This is a genomic window from Novosphingobium album (ex Hu et al. 2023), from assembly GCF_022832385.1.
GTDB classification, from domain to species: domain Bacteria; phylum Pseudomonadota; class Alphaproteobacteria; order Sphingomonadales; family Sphingomonadaceae; genus Novosphingobium; species Novosphingobium album.
In genome coordinates, this window is the sequence record NZ_JALHLE010000016.1 from 1 (window position 1) to 15585 (window position 15585).

Genomic DNA, 15585 nt, shown 5'->3' on the forward strand with positions numbered 1-15585 from the left:
TCCGGAAGTCCAAAGAGGCGTAAGAAAGTCCGCTAGCCCCGACTATTCCGCCATTCGGCGAACCTTCTACCATTTCTGATAGCTGCCGCTCATCCGAGCCGGAATCTGCCGACCCCGCAAAGGTAGCGGTGAGCGTTCCTTAAGAAATGGACGGGCGCGCCGCTTGAGAGGGCCGGCGCGCCCGCTGGCCGTCAGACCGGACGGTTCTCGTTGCGGTTGCGCACGGGTTCCATCGTCGCCACGCCATCCTCGTAGCTGATCTCGGGGAAGGGCATGGCCGTTTCCGCGAGCGTATTGAGCACGAATTCGAGCTTCTGCGCGCCGTTCATCTTCTTCACGTCGTTCTTGTCGATCGAGGTGAGTTCGAGCGTTTCCTTCCACACCGTCGATTCATCGAGCGGCAGGATCTTCGCGGTGATGCCGCCGGGCAGGGCCACCGTGTACTTCTTCAGGAAGTCGATGTTGTTGACGAAGAAGACATAAGTGCCTTCGGGCACGAGGAAGTCGGCCAGTACTTCGCCGGCGTCCTTGAGCCAGGCGAAGTTATGCAGATAGCCGGCGAGAACCGGGATCTTGCCGGTGGCGCTGTCGGCGACGGCGAGGATCTGTTCGATCGAATATGCCGGCGGGCGGGCCTCGTCGGCGACCTGGTCCTGGAAGGCGAGGGCGATGTCGCCCCGGAAGCCGAAAGTGCCGGCCTTGGGCAGCGGTTCCTTGAGAACGGCGTTGAGCAACCGGTGCTGGCTGGCAAGCGTCCCGAAGGCGGTGTCCTCGAGCGCGACGGCGGTGAGTGTGGACATGGTTGTCTCCTGCTGGTGATGCGAGCGTGTGCTTTGCAAGAAGCGGGCCGTTTTGCCTTGTCCGGGGTGTCGGAGGGATCTGGGCAGGGCTTTGTCGGGATTGCCTTCCCGGCATTGTGTGCATTGCAACAAAAAGCCCACGCGCATTTGTGACAAAGCTGACACGTAAAACTGCGGGGTCTTGGGAATCCTGCCATTTCCTGAGTTGGCACGCTGCTTGCTGCACCAGCTTCCACCAAAACAAGATATGCCAGGAGCAGCGCCATGATCGTCCTGACTGATAGTGCCGTTCACGCAGTTCGCAGCGCCATTGACAAGGCGGAAGCATCGCCCGCCGGTCTGCGCATTCAGGTCGAGGCAGGCGGCTGTGCCGGCTACAAGTACATGATGGGCCTTGTCGGCACGCCCGACGACGGAGACGCAGTGGTCAGCAGCGGCGGAGTTTCGATCTTCGTCGATGAGGAAAGCCAGCCGCTGCTTGCCGGTACCACGATCGACTTCGTGGTCGCGCTCGAAGGCTCAGGCTTCACTTTCGACAACCCTAACGCAACGAACAATTGTTCGTGCGGCAAGTCATTTGGCTGACGGAGACCGGCAATGTGGGAATACAGCGAGAAGGTCAAAGACTACTTCTTCAACCCCAAGAACAGCGGGGTCCTTGAGGACGCGGACGGCATCGGCGATGTCGGTGCCATCAGCTGCGGTGACGCACTGCGCCTGATGATCAAGGTGGACCCGGTGACCCAGATCATCACCGACGCCCGCTTCCAGACGTTCGGCTGCGGTTCGGCCATCGCCAGCTCGTCGGCGCTGACCGAACTGATCATCGGCAAGACCATCGAAGAAGCGATGCAGATCTCCAACCAGGACATCGCGGACTTCCTCGGCGGCCTTCCGCCCGAGAAGATGCACTGTTCGGTCATGGGCTTCGAGGCGCTGCAGGCGGCCGTCGCCAACTACCGCGGCGAGGAATGGGTTGACGACCACGAGGAAGGCGCCCTGATCTGCAAGTGCTTCGGCATCGACGAGGGCATGATCGAGCGCACCGTGCGCGGCAACGGCCTGACCACGGTGGACGAGATCACCAACTACACCAAGGCGGGCGGCGGCTGCTCGACCTGTGCCGAAGGCATCGAGGGCGTGCTCGAACGCGTCAATGCCGAGATGGTAGCCGCGGGCGAGCTCGCTCCGGAGAAGGCCTTCGTGCCGGGCGTGGTCCCCCGGAAGGTCAAGGAGAAGAAGGTCGTCCGCAACGATACGGCTGCCAAGGCTCCGCTCACCACGCTGCAGAAGATCAAGATCATCGAGCAGACGCTCGAGGAGATTCGTCCTTCACTGCAGCGCGATGGCGGCGACTGCGAGCTCGTCGATGTCGATGGCAACCGGGTGATCGTGAAGCTCACCGGCGCCTGTGTTGGCTGCCACCTGTCGAGCGCCACGATCGAGGGCGTGCAGGCCCGCCTCGTCGAGGCGGTCGGCGTGCCGCTGATCGTGATCCCCGCCGCACCAGTTCACTGATGGCGTCCACTGTTGACCGGTAACTGACTGATCCAAGGAAAGGCCCCCACCATGGAACCCGCGCCCGTCTATCTCGACAACAATGCCACCACCCGTTGTGACCCCAAGGTCGTGGAGGCAATGATCCCGTTCTTTTCGGAACAGTTCGGCAATGCATCCTCGATGCATGCCTTTGGAGCCGAGGTAGGTGGCGCGCTGGCCAAGGCGCGGAAGCAGCTCCAGGCGCTGCTTGGCGCCGAATTCGATCACGAAATCATCTATACCTCGGGCGGCACCGAGGCGGACAACATGGCGATCATGTCCGCGCTTGAAACGCAGGGCGACCGTGACGAGGTGATCACCTCGGCGGTGGAACATCCGGCAGTGCTCAGCCTCGTTGCCCATCTCGAAAAGACCGGCCGCGCCAAGGTTCACATCATTCCCGTGGACTCCAAGGGCCGCCTCGACATGGAGGCTTACCGCAAGGCGCTCGGCCCCAAGACCGCGATTGCCTCGATCATGTGGGCGAATAACGAAACCGGCACGATCTTCCCGGTGGAGCAGCTCGCCGAACTGGCTCACCAGGCAGGTGCGTTGTTCCACACCGATGCGGTGCAGGCCGTCGGCAAGATCCCGATCAACCTGGCCGACAGCGAAATCGACATGCTTTCGCTGTCGGGTCACAAGCTGCACGGTCCCAAGGGCATCGGTGCGCTCTATGCCCGCAAGGGAACTCGCCTGCGTCCTCTGATCCGTGGCGGCCATCAGGAGCGCGGCCGCCGTGCGGGCACCGAGAACGCGCCTGCCATCATCGGCCTCGGCAAGGCTGCCGAACTGGCGATGGAGCACATGGCCGACGAACAGACCCGCGTGGCCGGGCTGCGTGACCGGCTCGAAAAGGGCCTGCTCCAGCAGATCGGCAACAGCTTCGTCACCGGTGATGCGGACAATCGTCTGCCCAACACCGCCAATGTCGCGTTCGAATATATCGAGGGCGAGGCGATCCTGCTGCTGATGAACCGCGAGGGCATTGCCGCCAGTTCGGGCTCCGCCTGCACCTCGGGCTCGCTTGAACCCAGCCACGTGCTGCGTGCGATGAACGTCCCTTACACGGCCGCACACGGGGCCATCCGGTTCTCGTTCAGCCGCGAGAATGGCGATGCCGATGTCGACCGGGTGCTTGAAGTGATGCCTGCAATCATCGGCAAGCTGCGCGAGATGTCGCCGTTCTGGCGCGAACGCGACAACCAGGCCTTCAACCCGACTTATGCCTGACCCAACCACCTGAAGAGGAACCGGACCATGCTCGCCTATCAGCCCCGTGTCATTGTCAACGACAGTACGCTGCGCGACGGCGAGCAGTCTCCGGGAGTGGCTTTCAGCCTCGACGAAAAGCTGGCGATCGCCGCGGCACTCGAAGCGGCCGGTGTCGACGAAATTGAGGCAGGCACCCCGGCGATGGGCGTCGAGGACATCGAGGCGATTTCCGCGATGTCCCAGCAGGCCCGCACCTCGCAGATCATCCCATGGTGCCGGGCAACCCGCGACGACGTCGATGCTGCCGCTCGGACCGGCGTCGAGCGCGTGCATCTCTCGGTTCCGGTTTCGGATCGCCAGATCCGCGCCAAGTTCGGCACCGGACGGGCGGACGTCCTTGCGCGGATTGAGGAAGTTGTCGGCTACGCTCTGGACCGGGGCCTGCGCGTCTCGATCGGCGGCGAGGACGCCAGCCGCGCCGATCTCGATTTCCTGAAGCGTGTCGTCGTCACCATCGAGGAAGCCGGCGGGCAACGCTTCCGTTTCGCCGATACGCTGGGCGTGCTCGATCCCTTTGGGACCTGCGACCTGTTCCGCGAACTGGCCCGCGAAACCGACATCGAGCTGGAATTCCACGGCCATGACGACCTCGGCCTCGCTACGGCCAATACCCTCGCGGCGGTGCGCGGCGGTGCGACCCATGTCAGCGTCTGCGTGCTGGGCCTGGGCGAGCGGGCGGGCAATGCCCCGCTCGAGGAAGTCGTGGCGGGCCTGGGCGAGACGCTGGGCTGCTCGACCGGCGTTGACTTTACGCAGCTTCCACAGCTTGCGGACATCGTGGCGCGCGCCGCATGCCGCACGATCCCGGAAAACAAGCCGATCGTCGGCTCAATGGTCTTCACGCACGAATCGGGTATCCACGTTTCCGGCCTGCTGCGCGACGCCGGCACGTACGAAGCGCTTGATCCGGCCCGTTTCGGGCGTGAGCGTCGTATCCTGCTGGGCCGTCATTCCGGCCGCGCGGCGGTGACGTCCAGCCTGCGTTCGATTGGGCTCGAGGCTGACCAGCAGCGGCTTGAACGCATCCTTGCCGATGTGCGTGCCCGCGCTCTCAGCACCAAGCAGCCGGTGGAACTGGCCGACCTGGCTCTGATCTATTGCCGCTCGGGCATGACGGAAGGGGCTGTGTGATGCCTTACTCGTCCCTCATCGATCAGGTCGTGCCCGCAACCCCGCCGCGCCGCCCCTCGCTGTTTGCGATGCTGCGTGAGGATATCAGGTGCGTGGCCGCGCGCGATCCGGCCGCCAACAACTGGCTTGAGGTCGTCCTGACCTACCCGGGCATTCACGCCATCGTCTGGCACCGTCTTGCCAACCGGCTGTGGCGGGCAAAGCTGCGCTTTCCCGCGCGCTTCCTCTCGTGGTTCGCACGGCTGCTGACCAATGTCGACATTCATCCGGCCGCGACCATTGGCCGCCGTTTCTTCATCGATCACGGAGCAGGCGTGGTGATCGGCGAGACAGCCGAGATCGGCGACGACGTGACGCTCTATCACGGTGTCACCCTCGGCGGTACGAGCTGGTCTCCCGGCAAGCGCCACCCCACGCTCGAAGACGGCGTGCTGGTCGGCTGTGGCGCCAAGATCCTGGGACCGATCACCGTGGGCAAGGGCGCGCGCGTCGGCGCCAACAGCGTGGTCGTCGACCCGGTTCCGCCCGCCATGACCGTGGTTGGCATTCCCGGCCGCATTGTCCGCGCCGCCTCGGACCGCCGCCGCGTTACCGGCCGGATCGATCTCGATCATCACCTCATGCCCGATCCTGTCGGCGAGGCGATTGCCGAATTGCTCGACCGGATCGACTTTCTCGAGATGCGGCTTGCTCATCGCGAAGGCCGGGAACCCACATGCACGGAGGATACCCATGAGCTTGCTTGACGATCTTCAGGGCCTGTCGAGCGCCGAGGATTTCTTCACCTTCCTCGATGTGCCGTACGAGCCTTCGGTGGTGCACGTGGCGCGGCTCCACATCCTGCGGCGCATGGGCCAGTACCTGCGCGGCAGTGAAGTCGAGGGCGCACTGGCAAGTGCCGACGATGCCGCGCTCATGTCGTTGTGCCGCGAGCATCTCACCCAGGCTTACGAGGATTTCGTCAAGTCCTCGCCGATCGAGGAGCGGCTGTTCAAGGTTCACAAGGAGGCCATCGAGCCCAAGCCGGAACCGAACCGCCCCTTCGTGCCGCTAACCGCCCTCTCGGGCCAGAACCTATCCGCAGGAGAGTGACCATGCATATCGTCGTATGCATCAAGCAGGTCCCCGACAGCGCGCAGATCCGTGTCCACCCGGTCACGAACACGATCATGCGCCAGGGCGTGCCGACCATCATCAACCCCTATGACCTGTTCGCGCTGGAAGAAGCGCTGCGGCTCAAGGATCGTTTTGGCGCCACGGTCACGGTGCTGACGATGGGCCCGCCGACTGCCGCGGAATCGCTGCGCAAGGCGCTGACTTTCGGTGCTGACCGTGCCGTCCTGCTGACCGACCGCTACTTCGCCGGTTCGGATACGCTGGCGACCAGCTACGCGCTGTCGATGGCGCTGCTGAAGGTGGCCGAGGAATTCGGCAAGCCGGAGATCATCTTCACCGGCAAGCAGACGATCGATGGTGATACCGCACAGGTCGGCCCCGGCATCGCCAAGCGTCTCGACTACAACCAGCTGACTTACATCGCCCGCATCGTCGAGACCGATACCGATGCCGGCACGATCAAGGTCGAACGCCGCGCCGAAGGCGGGCTGCAGGTGCTGGAATCGAAACTGCCGGTGCTCATCACCATGCTGGAGGCGAGCAACGAGATGCGCCGCGGCTCGATCGAGAACGCGCTGATCGCCGCTCGCGCCGAGGTCGTCACCTGGAATGCTGCCGCTGTCGGCATCGAGGACCTGACAAAGTGCGGCCTGCGCGGTTCGCCGACGATCGTGAAGAAGGTCTTCGCGCCGACGGCCCGCACCGACAAGGCCGAAATCGTCGAGGTTGACGGCAAGGTCGACGCCAAGGCCGCAGCGCTGGTCGAAGCGATTTTCGCCAAAGCACCGGCGGTCGAGCAGGACCTGCTCGAACACGCCGCACACCACTACGTCTGAAAGGAGCGTATATCATGGCCGAAGAAAACAAGCCCGCTCCGGCAGCCGGCGGCAGCCGCGCCAACACGAAGAAGGAACTGCCCGAGCACTTCAAGGCGTACAAGCACGTCTGGGTGGCGGTCGAGATTGAGCATGGCCAGGTCCATTCGGTCTCGTTCGAGCTGCTGGGCGAAGGGCGCAAGCTGGCCGACAAGCGCGGCGTAGAACTGGCCGCCGTCGTCATGGGTGACGACCGCGCCAGCCTCGACGCTGCAGCGGTCGCGTGTTTCGAATACGGTGCGGACTGCGTTTATCTCGCGCAGGACCCGGCGCTGAAGCACTATCGCAACGAGACCTCGACCAAGGTTCTCACCGACATCGTCAACACCTACCAACCCGAGATCCTGCTGCTCGGCGCGACCAATCTCGGCCGCGATCTGGCGGGTTCGGTGGCGACCACGCTGCAGACCGGTCTCACCGCCGACTGCACCGAGCTGGCGATCGACGATGAAGGCTCGCTGGCGGCTACTCGCCCGACCTTTGGCGGATCGCTGCTCTGCACGATCTTCACGCTCAACTACCGCCCGCAGATGGCGACCGTGCGCCCGCGCGTTCTCGCCATGCCGGACCGCGAAGAGGGCCGCACCGGCCGGATCGTCGAGTTCGATCCCAAGCTGGTCGAGGACGACGTGATCACAAAGGTGCTCGACTTCATTGCCGACCGCGATACCGACAAGGCCAACCTGCCTTATGCCGATATCGTCGTGGCTGGCGGGCTTGGCCTTGGTTCGGCCGAGAACTTCCAGCTGGTCAAGGAACTGGCCGAAGTGCTCGGCGCCGAATACGGCGGCTCGCGTCCGCTGGTGCAGAAGGGCTGGATCACGTCCGACCGGCAGATCGGCCAGACCGGCAAGACCATCCGGCCCAAGCTTTACATCGCCGCGGGCATTTCGGGCGCGATCCAGCACCGTGTCGGCGTCGAGGGCGCTGACGTAATTGTCGCCATCAACACCGATCCCAATGCGCCGATCTTCGAATTCGCGCACCTGGGCATCGTCGCCGATGCCGTCACCCTGCTGCCTGCGCTGACCGACGCCTTCGCGGCGCGGCTGCGTGTCAACCGTCTCGCAAGCTGAGGAGGAACCCATGGGAGAATTCAACAAGCCGTTCGACGCCATCGTCGTAGGGGCAGGTCCCTCCGGCAATGCTTGCGCTTACATGATGGCCAAGGAAGGCCTCAATGTCCTGCAGATCGAGCGCGGCGAGTACGCGGGGTCGAAGAACGTGCAGGGCGCGATCCTCTATGCTGACGCACTCGAAAAGATCATCCCGGAATTCCGTGACGAAGCGCCGCTGGAACGGCACGTGATCGAGCAGCGCATGTGGATGATGGACGACAAGTCGCACTCCGGCATGCATTACCGTTCGGACGACTTCAACGAGGAGAAGCCCAACCGCTACACGATCCTGCGCGCGCAGTTCGACAAGTGGTTCTCCTCCAAGGTGAAGGAAGCGGGGGCGCTGGTTCTCTACGAGACCACCGTGACCGAACTGGTCAAGGATCTCTCGGGCAAGGTGATCGGTGTTCGCACCGACCGCCAGGGCTCGCCGATCATGGCCAATGTCGTGATCCTGGCCGAAGGCGTGAACGGGCTGGTCGGACAGCGCTCGGGCCTGCGTAATGAAGTCTCGCCAGACAGCGTCGCGCTGGCGGTGAAGGAAATGCACTTCCTGCCGCGCGAGACGATCGAGGCCCGCTTCAACCTTTCCGGCAACGAAGGCGTGGTGATCGAGGCCATGGGCACGATTACCAAGGGCATGACCGGCACCGGCTTCCTCTACACCAACGAGGAATCGATCTCGGTCGGCATTGGTTGCATCGTCTCGGACTTCGCGGAAACCAACGTGACGCCGAATGAACTGCTCGAGGCGTTCAAGAACCACCCCTCGATCAAGCCGCTGCTGGCGGACTCGGAGTGCAAGGAATACGCCGCGCACCTCATTCCCGAGGGCGGTTACAAGGCGATCCCGCAGCTCACCGGCGCGGGCTGGATTGTCGTCGGTGACGCGGGCCAGTTCGTCAACGCGGTGCACCGCGAAGGCTCGAACCTCGCCATGACGACCGGCCGCATCGCCGCCGAAACGGTCGTTTCGCTCACCCGCAAGCGCGAGGAGATGACCGCCGCGAACCTTGCCGAGTACGAGAAGCGCCTTGGCCAGTCCTTCGTCATGAAGGACCTGAAGAAGTACAAGGGCATTCCCGAGCTGTTGCACAAGAACAAGGGCAACTTCTTCGGCACTTACCCCAAGCTGATCAGTTCGGCGATGCAGACCTGGTTCCGCGTCGACGGGATCGACAAGATCTCCAAGGAAAAGGCGATTTTTCGCAATTTCCGTGAGACCCGTACGCTGTGGGGGATGATGGGCGACGCCTTCAAGATGGTTCGCGCCTGGCGGTAATTTCGAAATACAACACGACAATACGAGGAGCAGGCAGATGAGTGACGTAATGGCGGCGCCCCGCGCCAAGGTTGAAGAGAAGCTGTTCCAGAACCGCTATCTGGTCGATGCGGGCCGCCCGCACATCAAGGTCAAGCCGCACACGACGCCTTCGGCCAGCCTGATGTCGATGGTGACGCTGTGCCCGGCCGGCTGCTACTCGCAGACCGAAGGTGGTCAGGTCGAGGTTGCCGCCGATGGTTGCCTCGAATGCGGCACCTGCCGGATCGTGACCCGCAAGACGGGCGAGGTTGAATGGAACTATCCGCGCGGTGGTTTCGGCGTGCTCTACAAGTTTGGTTAAATTCGGACATTTCCGAAATTAATTTTGCGAGCCTTTATCAATTGCGAGGAAAGGCATTCATTGCTTGTCGAATCGGCGGAAATCTGAGACTTTTCCACTCTAGAGTCCGAATCCCGACAAACCGATCGGGAGTATCGATAAGGACCAGTGGAGAAGATGTCCTGACGGCAGAAAGGTTTCCGTCATGGACAGTCAGGTGATCAGCCCTTCGAACGCGCTACCGCCGGGATCTTACGTGAATACCTATAGTCGGCAACCGAGCCATACGCGGGCCGACATGGCGCTGCGCGGGGTATATGAAATTTCCAAGGTGCTCGCGGTACCCGGGCGGCTGGAAACGACACTCGCGAATGTATTGACGCTGCTGTCGAGCTTCCTTGATATGCGCCATGGCCTCGTCACCCTGCTCGACGAGGAGGGGACACCGGTCAATGTCGTCGGCATTGGCTGGCGTGAGGAACGGGCAGGGGCCTGGTTCGGGCGCATTCCCGAGCAGGCGGTGGACCGCATCTTCACGACCGGCATGCCTGTCGTCGTCCAGAACATGCAGAAGAGCTCGCTTTTTCCCGGCTGGAGCTCCGATGGGATGAAGCCGGAGGAGAGCCGCGTTTCCTTTATCGGCGTGCCGATCAAGGACCGCAACGACGTGGTGGGCACGCTCACGATCGAGCAGATCTGGGATGAAAGCACAACGTATCATGCCGCGGATGAGGACGTGCGCTTCCTCACCATGGTCGCGAACCTGATCGGCCAGACCATTCGCCTGCTTGAAATGGTTCAGCGCGATCGCGAGCGGCTGATGGAACAGCAGCGCATCCTCGAAAAGGAGCTGATCCGCGACAATCCCCCTCCGACCGGCAACGGCAAAAAGGGCAAGGCGAGTGCCATCGGCATCGTCGGATCGAGCCCGGCGCTGCAGAACGCTCTCCAGCAGATCAAGCGTGTCGCCCGCAGTCATTCCGCCGTGCTGCTGCGCGGCGAGTCCGGCACCGGCAAGGAACTGTTCGCGCGGGCCACGCACGATTTCTCGCCACGCGCCAAGAAGCCGTTCATCAAGCTGAACTGCGCGGCGCTGCCGGAATCGGTCCTCGAATCCGAACTGTTCGGGCATGAAAAGGGCGCGTTCACCGGTGCCGTGGCCCAGCGCAAGGGCCGTTTCGAACTGGCCGATGGCGGCACCCTGTTCCTCGACGAGATCGGCGACACCACGTCGGCTTTCCAGGTCAAGCTGCTGCGCGTGCTGCAGGAAGGCGAATTCGAGCGCGTCGGCGGCACGCAGACGATCAAGGTCGATGTCCGCCTCGTCTGCGCGACCAACCGCAATCTGGAGGAGATGGTCGCCAAGGGCGAGTTCCGCGCCGATCTCTACTACCGCATCAACGTGGTCTCGGTGCGGCTTCCCGCGCTGCGCGACCGTCGGGAGGATATTCCCCAGCTCGCGCGTGAGTTCCTGCGCCGTTTCGACGAGGAGCATCACACCGAGCACCAGCTTTCGCCCTCGGCGGTCCGCGTGCTGGAAAGCTGCTATTTCCCCGGCAATGTGCGCGAACTGGAAAACTGCATCCGCCGCACCGCCACGCTGGCGCATGAGGATCGCATCGGCGAGGCCGACTTTGCCTGCCGCAACGATGAATGCCTCTCGGCGACGCTGTGGAAGTCCGCTGTTTCGGCGCCATTCCCGATCGTTCAGCCGCGTTCTGCGGCTCCTGTCCTGCCCGAGCGGGAGGAGATGGATCCCGCGGACGTGATGGATCGCGATGCACCGGAAGATGAACCTGCCGACAACGTCAAGGTCGGGCAGCGCGAACTGCTCAAGGCGCTGGAGTCGACCGGCTGGGTGCAGGCCAAGGCCGCCCGCGTGCTGGGCCTGACGCCGCGCCAGATAGGCTATGCGATCCGCAAGTACGGGATTGAAGTACGCAAGTTCTAGGAGAGTAACGCTCTCGTCTGCTTTGCTCCGGGCATTGCTGCCTTCAGGCGGAAACCCGCGTGATCCAGCCCTGATCGAGCCAGCGGGCCAGCATCGTGCCGGCCAGTTGCAGGGCGGGTTCTTCTCCCAGCAGGTGCACGAGAAGTTCGCAGGCATCGGCATAGTTTGCCCCGGTCTGCATCGCAGCCAGCGCCCGGGCTTCGGGGGCGCTTACCATCGTGAACGTCGAGCAAAGGCCTCCGCGCCAGACAATGCAGCCCTGCGCTTCGGACAGGGGTGCGAGCTCGCGGGCTGCATCGATGCTTTCGTCTCCGCCCAGTAACGGCCAGAGCCTGAGGCAGTCGTGCTCGACCAGCCGCACGGCAAGACCGGGCACGAAGGCAAGCCGCAAGTCCTGCCAGGCCTGTGCGCCGAAAGCTGCCGTCGCTGCCGTGAGGGCTGGCCTGTCGAGCGTATCGGCATCGGCTGCGGTAAAGGCGACCTGCATGGCCCATTCGATCCATCCCAGTTCGGCGACATCCAGGTCGCGGGGGAACAGCGCTTCCAGCGTCCGGTCAAAATGCAGTCCGGCGTCGTCGAGCGTCCAGCTTGCCGGCGGATGGGTGATGAGGTGATGCGCCGCGGCGGCCTGAAACGCCTCTTCCCCGGCAAGGCGGGCGGTTCGCGGATAAGTCTCGCGCAGGGCATCGATCAGCCGGGCGCGGTAAGCGTTGCGGTAGATCTCGTAGCCAGCCCGCTCGCGTGCCTGCCAGTGCTCGGGCAGCAGGGCATCGTTCGCCAACAGGCCCTGAATGAATCCGCTTTGCTGTTCGGCGAGAGTCATGCTGCTGCTGCCCGGTTCACCCCGGCGGCGATGCTGCGGGCCGTGGCCAGTTCGGCCAGCAGGTCCGCGAGCGGTGGAATGGCGTCATCGCGTTCGATCATCACGGCGGCGGGGCCGGTGCGGGCGAGCGCAAGCTCCAGCAGGTCCCAGACGCCGGCGCAGACCGCGCGGTCGTGCGTGTCGATGGCGATTTCGCCCGGGGTGTGCCCGGCAAGATGGATCTGGCGCACGCGCTCCAGCGGCAAGCCGCCGAGATAGTCGTGCGCGCTGAAGCCGTGGTTATGGGCGCTGACGTAGATGTTGTTCACATCGAGCAACAGATAGCAGCCGGTCCGCTGCGCCACTTCGGAGAGGAATTCCCACTCGGTCATCTCGTTTTCGGGAAAGCTGAGATAGCTCGACGGGTTTTCGAGCAGCAGAGGCCGCTGCAAGATGTCCTGTGCGATCATCATGTTGGTGCAGATCACGTCGAGCGCTTCGGCCGTGTAGGGCAGTGGGAGCAGGTCATGGCTGTTGTGCGCGCTGCTGCGCGTCCAGCACAAGTGGTCCGAGACCCAGAGCGGCTCTATCCGGTCCGCGAGTGCCTTCAGCCGGGTGAGATAGTCCCGGTCCACGCCATGCGCCGAACCCGGCGAGAGCGAAACGCCGTGCAGCGCCACTTCGTGCCTGCACCGCACCGTGTCGAGCACGGCGAGCGGCTTGCCGCCATCGACCATGAAATTCTCGGAAATGACTTCGACGAAGTCGACGTCCACGTCTCCGCCCAGAAAGTCAGGATAGTGGGGGCGGCGCAGGCCCAGTCCAAATCCTGCGAAGGGCTCGATGTGCGTCATGGTGCGGTTCCGGTGAGGAAGTTTCAGAAGGTGGCGGCCCGGTCCCGCGAGGGGGCGGGGGGAACGTGGAGCCGGGCCGCCGGGGCGTGAGCGATCAGCCGATGTCGCCGATCGTGCCGCCCTTGGACAGGCAGGCGCCCGCGGCCATGGCCTTGAAGCCCTCACCCTTGCAGGAATTCATGCCCTTGCATTCATGTTGCGTGGTCTTGCAGTCGGCGTGGCCCTTGCAGGCGTTCACGCCATAGCAGTGCACCATGTCGTCCGAGCCGAGCGCGGCACCGGTGCTGCCAGCGGGCGCGGCGGCGGCAAAGGCGGTGGCGGACGAGAGGGCAAGGGTTCCGGCGAGGGCCGCGAAGGCGGTCTTGTGCGCAATCTGCATCGGTATTCTCCTGACGTTGTTTGCCCGAATGGCATGGCGTCATTCGCCGAGGTGTCTGGCGGGGTTACAGGGCGGTGAAAATTTTGCGGGCTGTAACCGGCGCGGCAGACACGCCGAATGACGGGATGATCCCCGGCGAGTGCCGGGTCACCATCAGGAGATTTCGATGCAGAACCGTTCGATTGCCGCTCTGGCGGGTGCCGTCCTGTCCGGCGCGCTTGCTGGCGTTATCACCGCGCCGCCCGCCGCCGCGGCGGACAAGCCGGCCATGGAAAAGTGCTATGGCGTGGCCAAGGCCGGGTATAACGATTGCGCGGCCGGGCCGGGTACCAGTTGCGCAGGCACGTCGGCGCGCGATTATCAGGGCAATGCCTGGAAGCTGGTCAAGAAGGGTACCTGCACCTCGATCAGGACGCCCGTGGGCGCCGGTTCGCTGACGCCGGTCGAGCGCTGATCCGCAGGGGGAGGAGCGGGACAATGCGGCGCGTGCCGGCATTCTGGCAAAGGATCACAGGCTTCATGCAAAGCCCGGCAATCGAAGGCGTGGCGCTGCTGTTCGTCCGCGTGGCGCTGGCGGGCGTGTTCTGGCGCTCGGGACAGAGCAAGGTCGAGGTAGGCACCTGGCTGCATGTCAGCGATGCGACTTACTACCTGTTCGAAAACGACTATGCCGCCGTCCCGCTTCCTGCGCACCTTGCCGCGCAGATGGCCGTGGCCTGCGAGCATCTGTTCCCGCTCCTGCTCGTCGCCGGGGCGTTGACCCGGGTTTCCGCGCTGGCGCTGCTGGGGATGACCATGGTGATCCAGATTTTCGTGTTTCCCGAAGCCTGGTGGAGCGTGCATATCCTGTGGGTGGCGCTGGCTCTCATGCTGATCGTGCGCGGGGGCGGGCTCATATCGCTCGACAGATTAGGCTCAAGGATGATGCCGCGATGACCGGGGACGAGGCGACCATGGCGCGGCTGATGCGCGCGGCGCAGGCGGGCGACCGGCAGGCCTATGCGGTGCTGCTGGATCAGGCGGCCAAGTGGCTGCGGCGCTATTTCCGCAAGCGCATCGCCCTCGAAAAGCTCGACGATCTGGTGCAGGAGGTGCTGCTTTCGGTCCACGCCAAGCGCTCGACCTACGATCCCGCGCGCCCGTTCTATCCCTGGCTGGCGGCGATTGCCCGCTACCGCTGGGTAGACCAGCTGCGCGTGGAGTACCGCACGCAAACGCAGGAACTGCTGGAAGACACCGCCAGCGAGGAGAGCGGCGAGGAACCGGTGATGGCGCGCGTCAGTCTGGAGCGATTGTTCGACCACTTGCCCCCGGCGCAGGCCGAGGCCATCGAGCTGGTGAAGATAGAGGGGTGTTCGGTCGCCGAAGCCTCCGAGCGGACAGGGCAGAGCCCGTCGCTCGTCAAAGTGAATATCCATCGCGGCATCCGCAAACTGGCCGCGATCATCGAGAAGGCAAGCTGACCCATGGACGACGCAACCCGGGCCCTGATCGACCGGATCACCACCGACACTGCGCCGGTGCGCCCGCTGCGCAAGGGCAGGGGGCTGGCACTGGCCGGGCTGGCTTTCATGGTGACGCTCGTCGCCGTGCTGTTCGTGTTGGGTGCCCGGCACGGACTGATGACCGGGCAGTTTTCGGTCTATTTTCTGGTGGTGAACGGGCTGCTGCTGGTGCTCGGCCTGTCGTGCGTGACGACGGTGGTGGCGATGGCCTCGCCGCAAGTCGGCGCAGGGCACGAGGGCCCGAAATGGGCGATCGCGATGGTGGGCGTGCTGCCGGCCGCGGCGGTGCTCTCCGCCACCGCGCCGGACGGCGTGGGCCTCATGCATGTGGAGGGTGTGCATTGCATGTACCTGGGGCTTGCCGCCTCGGTGCTGATTGCTGCGGCGCTGTTCGTCTGGTTGCGCCGTGGCGCGCCGGTGTCGCAGCGGCTGGCCGGGTTCTACCTCGGCGTAGGCGCGGGCGCGCTGGGCTCGGTCGCAAACGGCATGGCCTGCCCGAACGACACGATCGCGCACCTCGGCATCTGGCACGTGGCGCCGGTGGTGATCGGAGCGCTGGTAGGGCGCTATGGCATTGCGCGGTGGTTGCGGTGGTAGAGGGCGGTTGCAGCCGTTGCGGAGGCCCACCCCGCTACG

19 protein-coding genes are annotated in these 15585 nt (G+C 64.2%); 15 read left to right on the forward strand and 4 right to left on the reverse strand.

Annotated elements, in window-relative coordinates; all coding sequences use genetic code 11:
* Nucleotides 1-191: 191 nt before the first annotated feature.
* Nucleotides 192-800, reverse strand: coding sequence for a hypothetical protein (locus MTR64_RS11165; protein WP_243993794.1), 609 nt, complete (start codon nucleotides 798-800; stop codon nucleotides 192-194).
* A gap of 264 nt (nucleotides 801-1064) precedes the next feature.
* On the opposite strand from MTR64_RS11165, the gene MTR64_RS11170 reads away from it, so the two are divergent.
* The 11 genes from MTR64_RS11170 to nifA all read left to right on the forward strand — a co-directional run bounded on the left by MTR64_RS11170 (nucleotide 1065) and on the right by nifA (nucleotide 11409).
* Entirely contained in the window at nucleotides 1065-1385 is a 321-nt protein-coding gene (locus MTR64_RS11170; RefSeq protein ID WP_243993796.1) for a HesB/IscA family protein, read from the forward strand.
* A gap of 12 nt (nucleotides 1386-1397) precedes the next feature.
* A complete protein-coding gene (nifU, locus tag MTR64_RS11175; RefSeq protein ID WP_243993799.1) occupies nucleotides 1398-2318 on the forward strand; it encodes a Fe-S cluster assembly protein NifU in 921 nt (306 codons plus the stop codon).
* 51 nt (nucleotides 2319-2369) lie between these two features.
* Entirely contained in the window at nucleotides 2370-3572 is a 1203-nt protein-coding gene (gene nifS / locus MTR64_RS11180; protein ID WP_243993801.1) for a cysteine desulfurase NifS, read from the forward strand.
* A gap of 27 nt (nucleotides 3573-3599) precedes the next feature.
* Nucleotides 3600-4745 (forward strand): homocitrate synthase, encoded by a 1146-nt coding sequence (nifV, locus tag MTR64_RS11185; protein WP_243993803.1) that lies wholly within the window; start codon nucleotides 3600-3602, stop codon nucleotides 4743-4745.
* Nucleotides 4745-5491: a serine O-acetyltransferase gene (gene cysE, locus MTR64_RS11190; RefSeq protein WP_268740872.1), complete on the forward strand. Its 747-nt coding sequence runs from the start codon at nucleotides 4745-4747 to the stop codon at nucleotides 5489-5491. The genes nifV and cysE overlap by 1 nt, the downstream gene beginning before the upstream one ends.
* Nucleotides 5478-5837, forward strand: coding sequence for a nitrogenase stabilizing/protective protein NifW (nifW, locus tag MTR64_RS11195; RefSeq protein ID WP_243993805.1), 360 nt, complete (start codon nucleotides 5478-5480; stop codon nucleotides 5835-5837). Before cysE ends, nifW begins: the two co-directional genes overlap by 14 nt.
* Nucleotides 5838-5839: 2 nt before the next feature.
* Nucleotides 5840-6697: an electron transfer flavoprotein subunit beta/FixA family protein gene (locus MTR64_RS11200; protein ID WP_243993807.1), complete on the forward strand. Its 858-nt coding sequence runs from the start codon at nucleotides 5840-5842 to the stop codon at nucleotides 6695-6697.
* 14 nt (nucleotides 6698-6711) lie between these two features.
* The gene (locus MTR64_RS11205) at nucleotides 6712-7812 is read left to right on the forward strand and encodes an electron transfer flavoprotein subunit alpha/FixB family protein (RefSeq protein ID WP_243993809.1); all 1101 of its coding nucleotides are present in this window, start codon (nucleotides 6712-6714) and stop codon (nucleotides 7810-7812) included.
* A gap of 10 nt (nucleotides 7813-7822) precedes the next feature.
* Nucleotides 7823-9136: an FAD-dependent oxidoreductase gene (locus tag MTR64_RS11210; protein ID WP_243993811.1), complete on the forward strand. Its 1314-nt coding sequence runs from the start codon at nucleotides 7823-7825 to the stop codon at nucleotides 9134-9136.
* 37 nt (nucleotides 9137-9173) lie between these two features.
* Nucleotides 9174-9479 (forward strand): ferredoxin family protein, encoded by a 306-nt coding sequence (locus MTR64_RS11215; RefSeq protein WP_243993813.1) that lies wholly within the window; start codon nucleotides 9174-9176, stop codon nucleotides 9477-9479.
* 184 nt (nucleotides 9480-9663) lie between these two features.
* Nucleotides 9664-11409 carry a nif-specific transcriptional activator NifA gene (nifA, locus tag MTR64_RS11220; RefSeq protein ID WP_243993815.1) on the forward strand — a complete coding sequence of 582 codons (1746 nt, stop codon included), beginning with the start codon at nucleotides 9664-9666 and terminating at the stop codon, nucleotides 11407-11409.
* A 43-nt stretch (nucleotides 11410-11452) separates the two neighbouring features.
* Here the strand turns inward: nifA and MTR64_RS11225 are convergent, their stop codons facing one another.
* The 3 genes from MTR64_RS11225 to MTR64_RS11235 form a co-directional block, all read right to left on the reverse strand.
* The gene (locus tag MTR64_RS11225; RefSeq protein ID WP_243993816.1) at nucleotides 11453-12232 is read right to left on the reverse strand and encodes a DNA-binding domain-containing protein; all 780 of its coding nucleotides are present in this window, start codon (nucleotides 12230-12232) and stop codon (nucleotides 11453-11455) included.
* Nucleotides 12229-13065: a DUF692 domain-containing protein gene (locus tag MTR64_RS11230; protein ID WP_243993817.1), complete on the reverse strand. Its 837-nt coding sequence runs from the start codon at nucleotides 13063-13065 to the stop codon at nucleotides 12229-12231. Before MTR64_RS11230 ends, MTR64_RS11225 begins: the two co-directional genes overlap by 4 nt.
* Nucleotides 13066-13159: 94 nt before the next feature.
* The gene (locus MTR64_RS11235) at nucleotides 13160-13444 is read right to left on the reverse strand and encodes a hypothetical protein (RefSeq protein ID WP_243993818.1); all 285 of its coding nucleotides are present in this window, start codon (nucleotides 13442-13444) and stop codon (nucleotides 13160-13162) included.
* Between the two features lie 166 nt (nucleotides 13445-13610).
* On the opposite strand from MTR64_RS11235, the gene MTR64_RS11240 reads away from it, so the two are divergent.
* The 4 genes from MTR64_RS11240 (at nucleotide 13611) to MTR64_RS11255 (ending at nucleotide 15546) form a co-directional block, all read left to right on the forward strand.
* Entirely contained in the window at nucleotides 13611-13898 is a 288-nt protein-coding gene (locus MTR64_RS11240; protein WP_243993819.1) for a DUF2282 domain-containing protein, read from the forward strand.
* A gap of 65 nt (nucleotides 13899-13963) precedes the next feature.
* Nucleotides 13964-14380 (forward strand): DoxX family protein, encoded by a 417-nt coding sequence (locus tag MTR64_RS11245; RefSeq protein WP_243993820.1) that lies wholly within the window; start codon nucleotides 13964-13966, stop codon nucleotides 14378-14380.
* Nucleotides 14377-14907 (forward strand): sigma-70 family RNA polymerase sigma factor, encoded by a 531-nt coding sequence (locus MTR64_RS11250; RefSeq protein WP_243993821.1) that lies wholly within the window; start codon nucleotides 14377-14379, stop codon nucleotides 14905-14907. Before MTR64_RS11245 ends, MTR64_RS11250 begins: the two co-directional genes overlap by 4 nt.
* Before the next feature lie 3 nt (nucleotides 14908-14910).
* Nucleotides 14911-15546: an NrsF family protein gene (locus MTR64_RS11255; protein ID WP_243993822.1), complete on the forward strand. Its 636-nt coding sequence runs from the start codon at nucleotides 14911-14913 to the stop codon at nucleotides 15544-15546.
* Nucleotides 15547-15585 lie beyond the last annotated feature (39 nt).

Excerpts from the sequence above, each read along its gene's own strand:
- MTR64_RS11165 (WP_243993794.1), bottom strand. The coding sequence starts at position 800 with ATGTCCACACTCACCGCCGTCGCGCTCGAGGACACCGCCTTCGGGACG.
- MTR64_RS11170 (WP_243993796.1), top strand. The coding sequence starts at position 1,065 with ATGATCGTCCTGACTGATAGTGCCGTTCACGCAGTTCGCAGCGCCATT.
- nifU (WP_243993799.1), top strand. The coding sequence starts at position 1,398 with ATGTGGGAATACAGCGAGAAGGTCAAAGACTACTTCTTCAACCCCAAG.
- nifS (WP_243993801.1), top strand. The coding sequence starts at position 2,370 with ATGGAACCCGCGCCCGTCTATCTCGACAACAATGCCACCACCCGTTGT.
- nifV (WP_243993803.1), top strand. The coding sequence starts at position 3,600 with ATGCTCGCCTATCAGCCCCGTGTCATTGTCAACGACAGTACGCTGCGC.
- cysE (WP_268740872.1), top strand. The coding sequence starts at position 4,745 with ATGCCTTACTCGTCCCTCATCGATCAGGTCGTGCCCGCAACCCCGCCG.
- nifW (WP_243993805.1), top strand. The coding sequence starts at position 5,478 with ATGAGCTTGCTTGACGATCTTCAGGGCCTGTCGAGCGCCGAGGATTTC.
- MTR64_RS11200 (WP_243993807.1), top strand. The coding sequence starts at position 5,840 with ATGCATATCGTCGTATGCATCAAGCAGGTCCCCGACAGCGCGCAGATC.
- MTR64_RS11205 (WP_243993809.1), top strand. The coding sequence starts at position 6,712 with ATGGCCGAAGAAAACAAGCCCGCTCCGGCAGCCGGCGGCAGCCGCGCC.
- MTR64_RS11210 (WP_243993811.1), top strand. The coding sequence starts at position 7,823 with ATGGGAGAATTCAACAAGCCGTTCGACGCCATCGTCGTAGGGGCAGGT.
- MTR64_RS11215 (WP_243993813.1), top strand. The coding sequence starts at position 9,174 with ATGAGTGACGTAATGGCGGCGCCCCGCGCCAAGGTTGAAGAGAAGCTG.
- nifA (WP_243993815.1), top strand. The coding sequence starts at position 9,664 with ATGGACAGTCAGGTGATCAGCCCTTCGAACGCGCTACCGCCGGGATCT.
- MTR64_RS11225 (WP_243993816.1), bottom strand. The coding sequence starts at position 12,232 with ATGACTCTCGCCGAACAGCAAAGCGGATTCATTCAGGGCCTGTTGGCG.
- MTR64_RS11230 (WP_243993817.1), bottom strand. The coding sequence starts at position 13,065 with ATGACGCACATCGAGCCCTTCGCAGGATTTGGACTGGGCCTGCGCCGC.
- MTR64_RS11235 (WP_243993818.1), bottom strand. The coding sequence starts at position 13,444 with ATGCAGATTGCGCACAAGACCGCCTTCGCGGCCCTCGCCGGAACCCTT.
- MTR64_RS11240 (WP_243993819.1), top strand. The coding sequence starts at position 13,611 with ATGCAGAACCGTTCGATTGCCGCTCTGGCGGGTGCCGTCCTGTCCGGC.
- MTR64_RS11245 (WP_243993820.1), top strand. The coding sequence starts at position 13,964 with ATGCAAAGCCCGGCAATCGAAGGCGTGGCGCTGCTGTTCGTCCGCGTG.
- MTR64_RS11250 (WP_243993821.1), top strand. The coding sequence starts at position 14,377 with ATGACCGGGGACGAGGCGACCATGGCGCGGCTGATGCGCGCGGCGCAG.
- MTR64_RS11255 (WP_243993822.1), top strand. The coding sequence starts at position 14,911 with ATGGACGACGCAACCCGGGCCCTGATCGACCGGATCACCACCGACACT.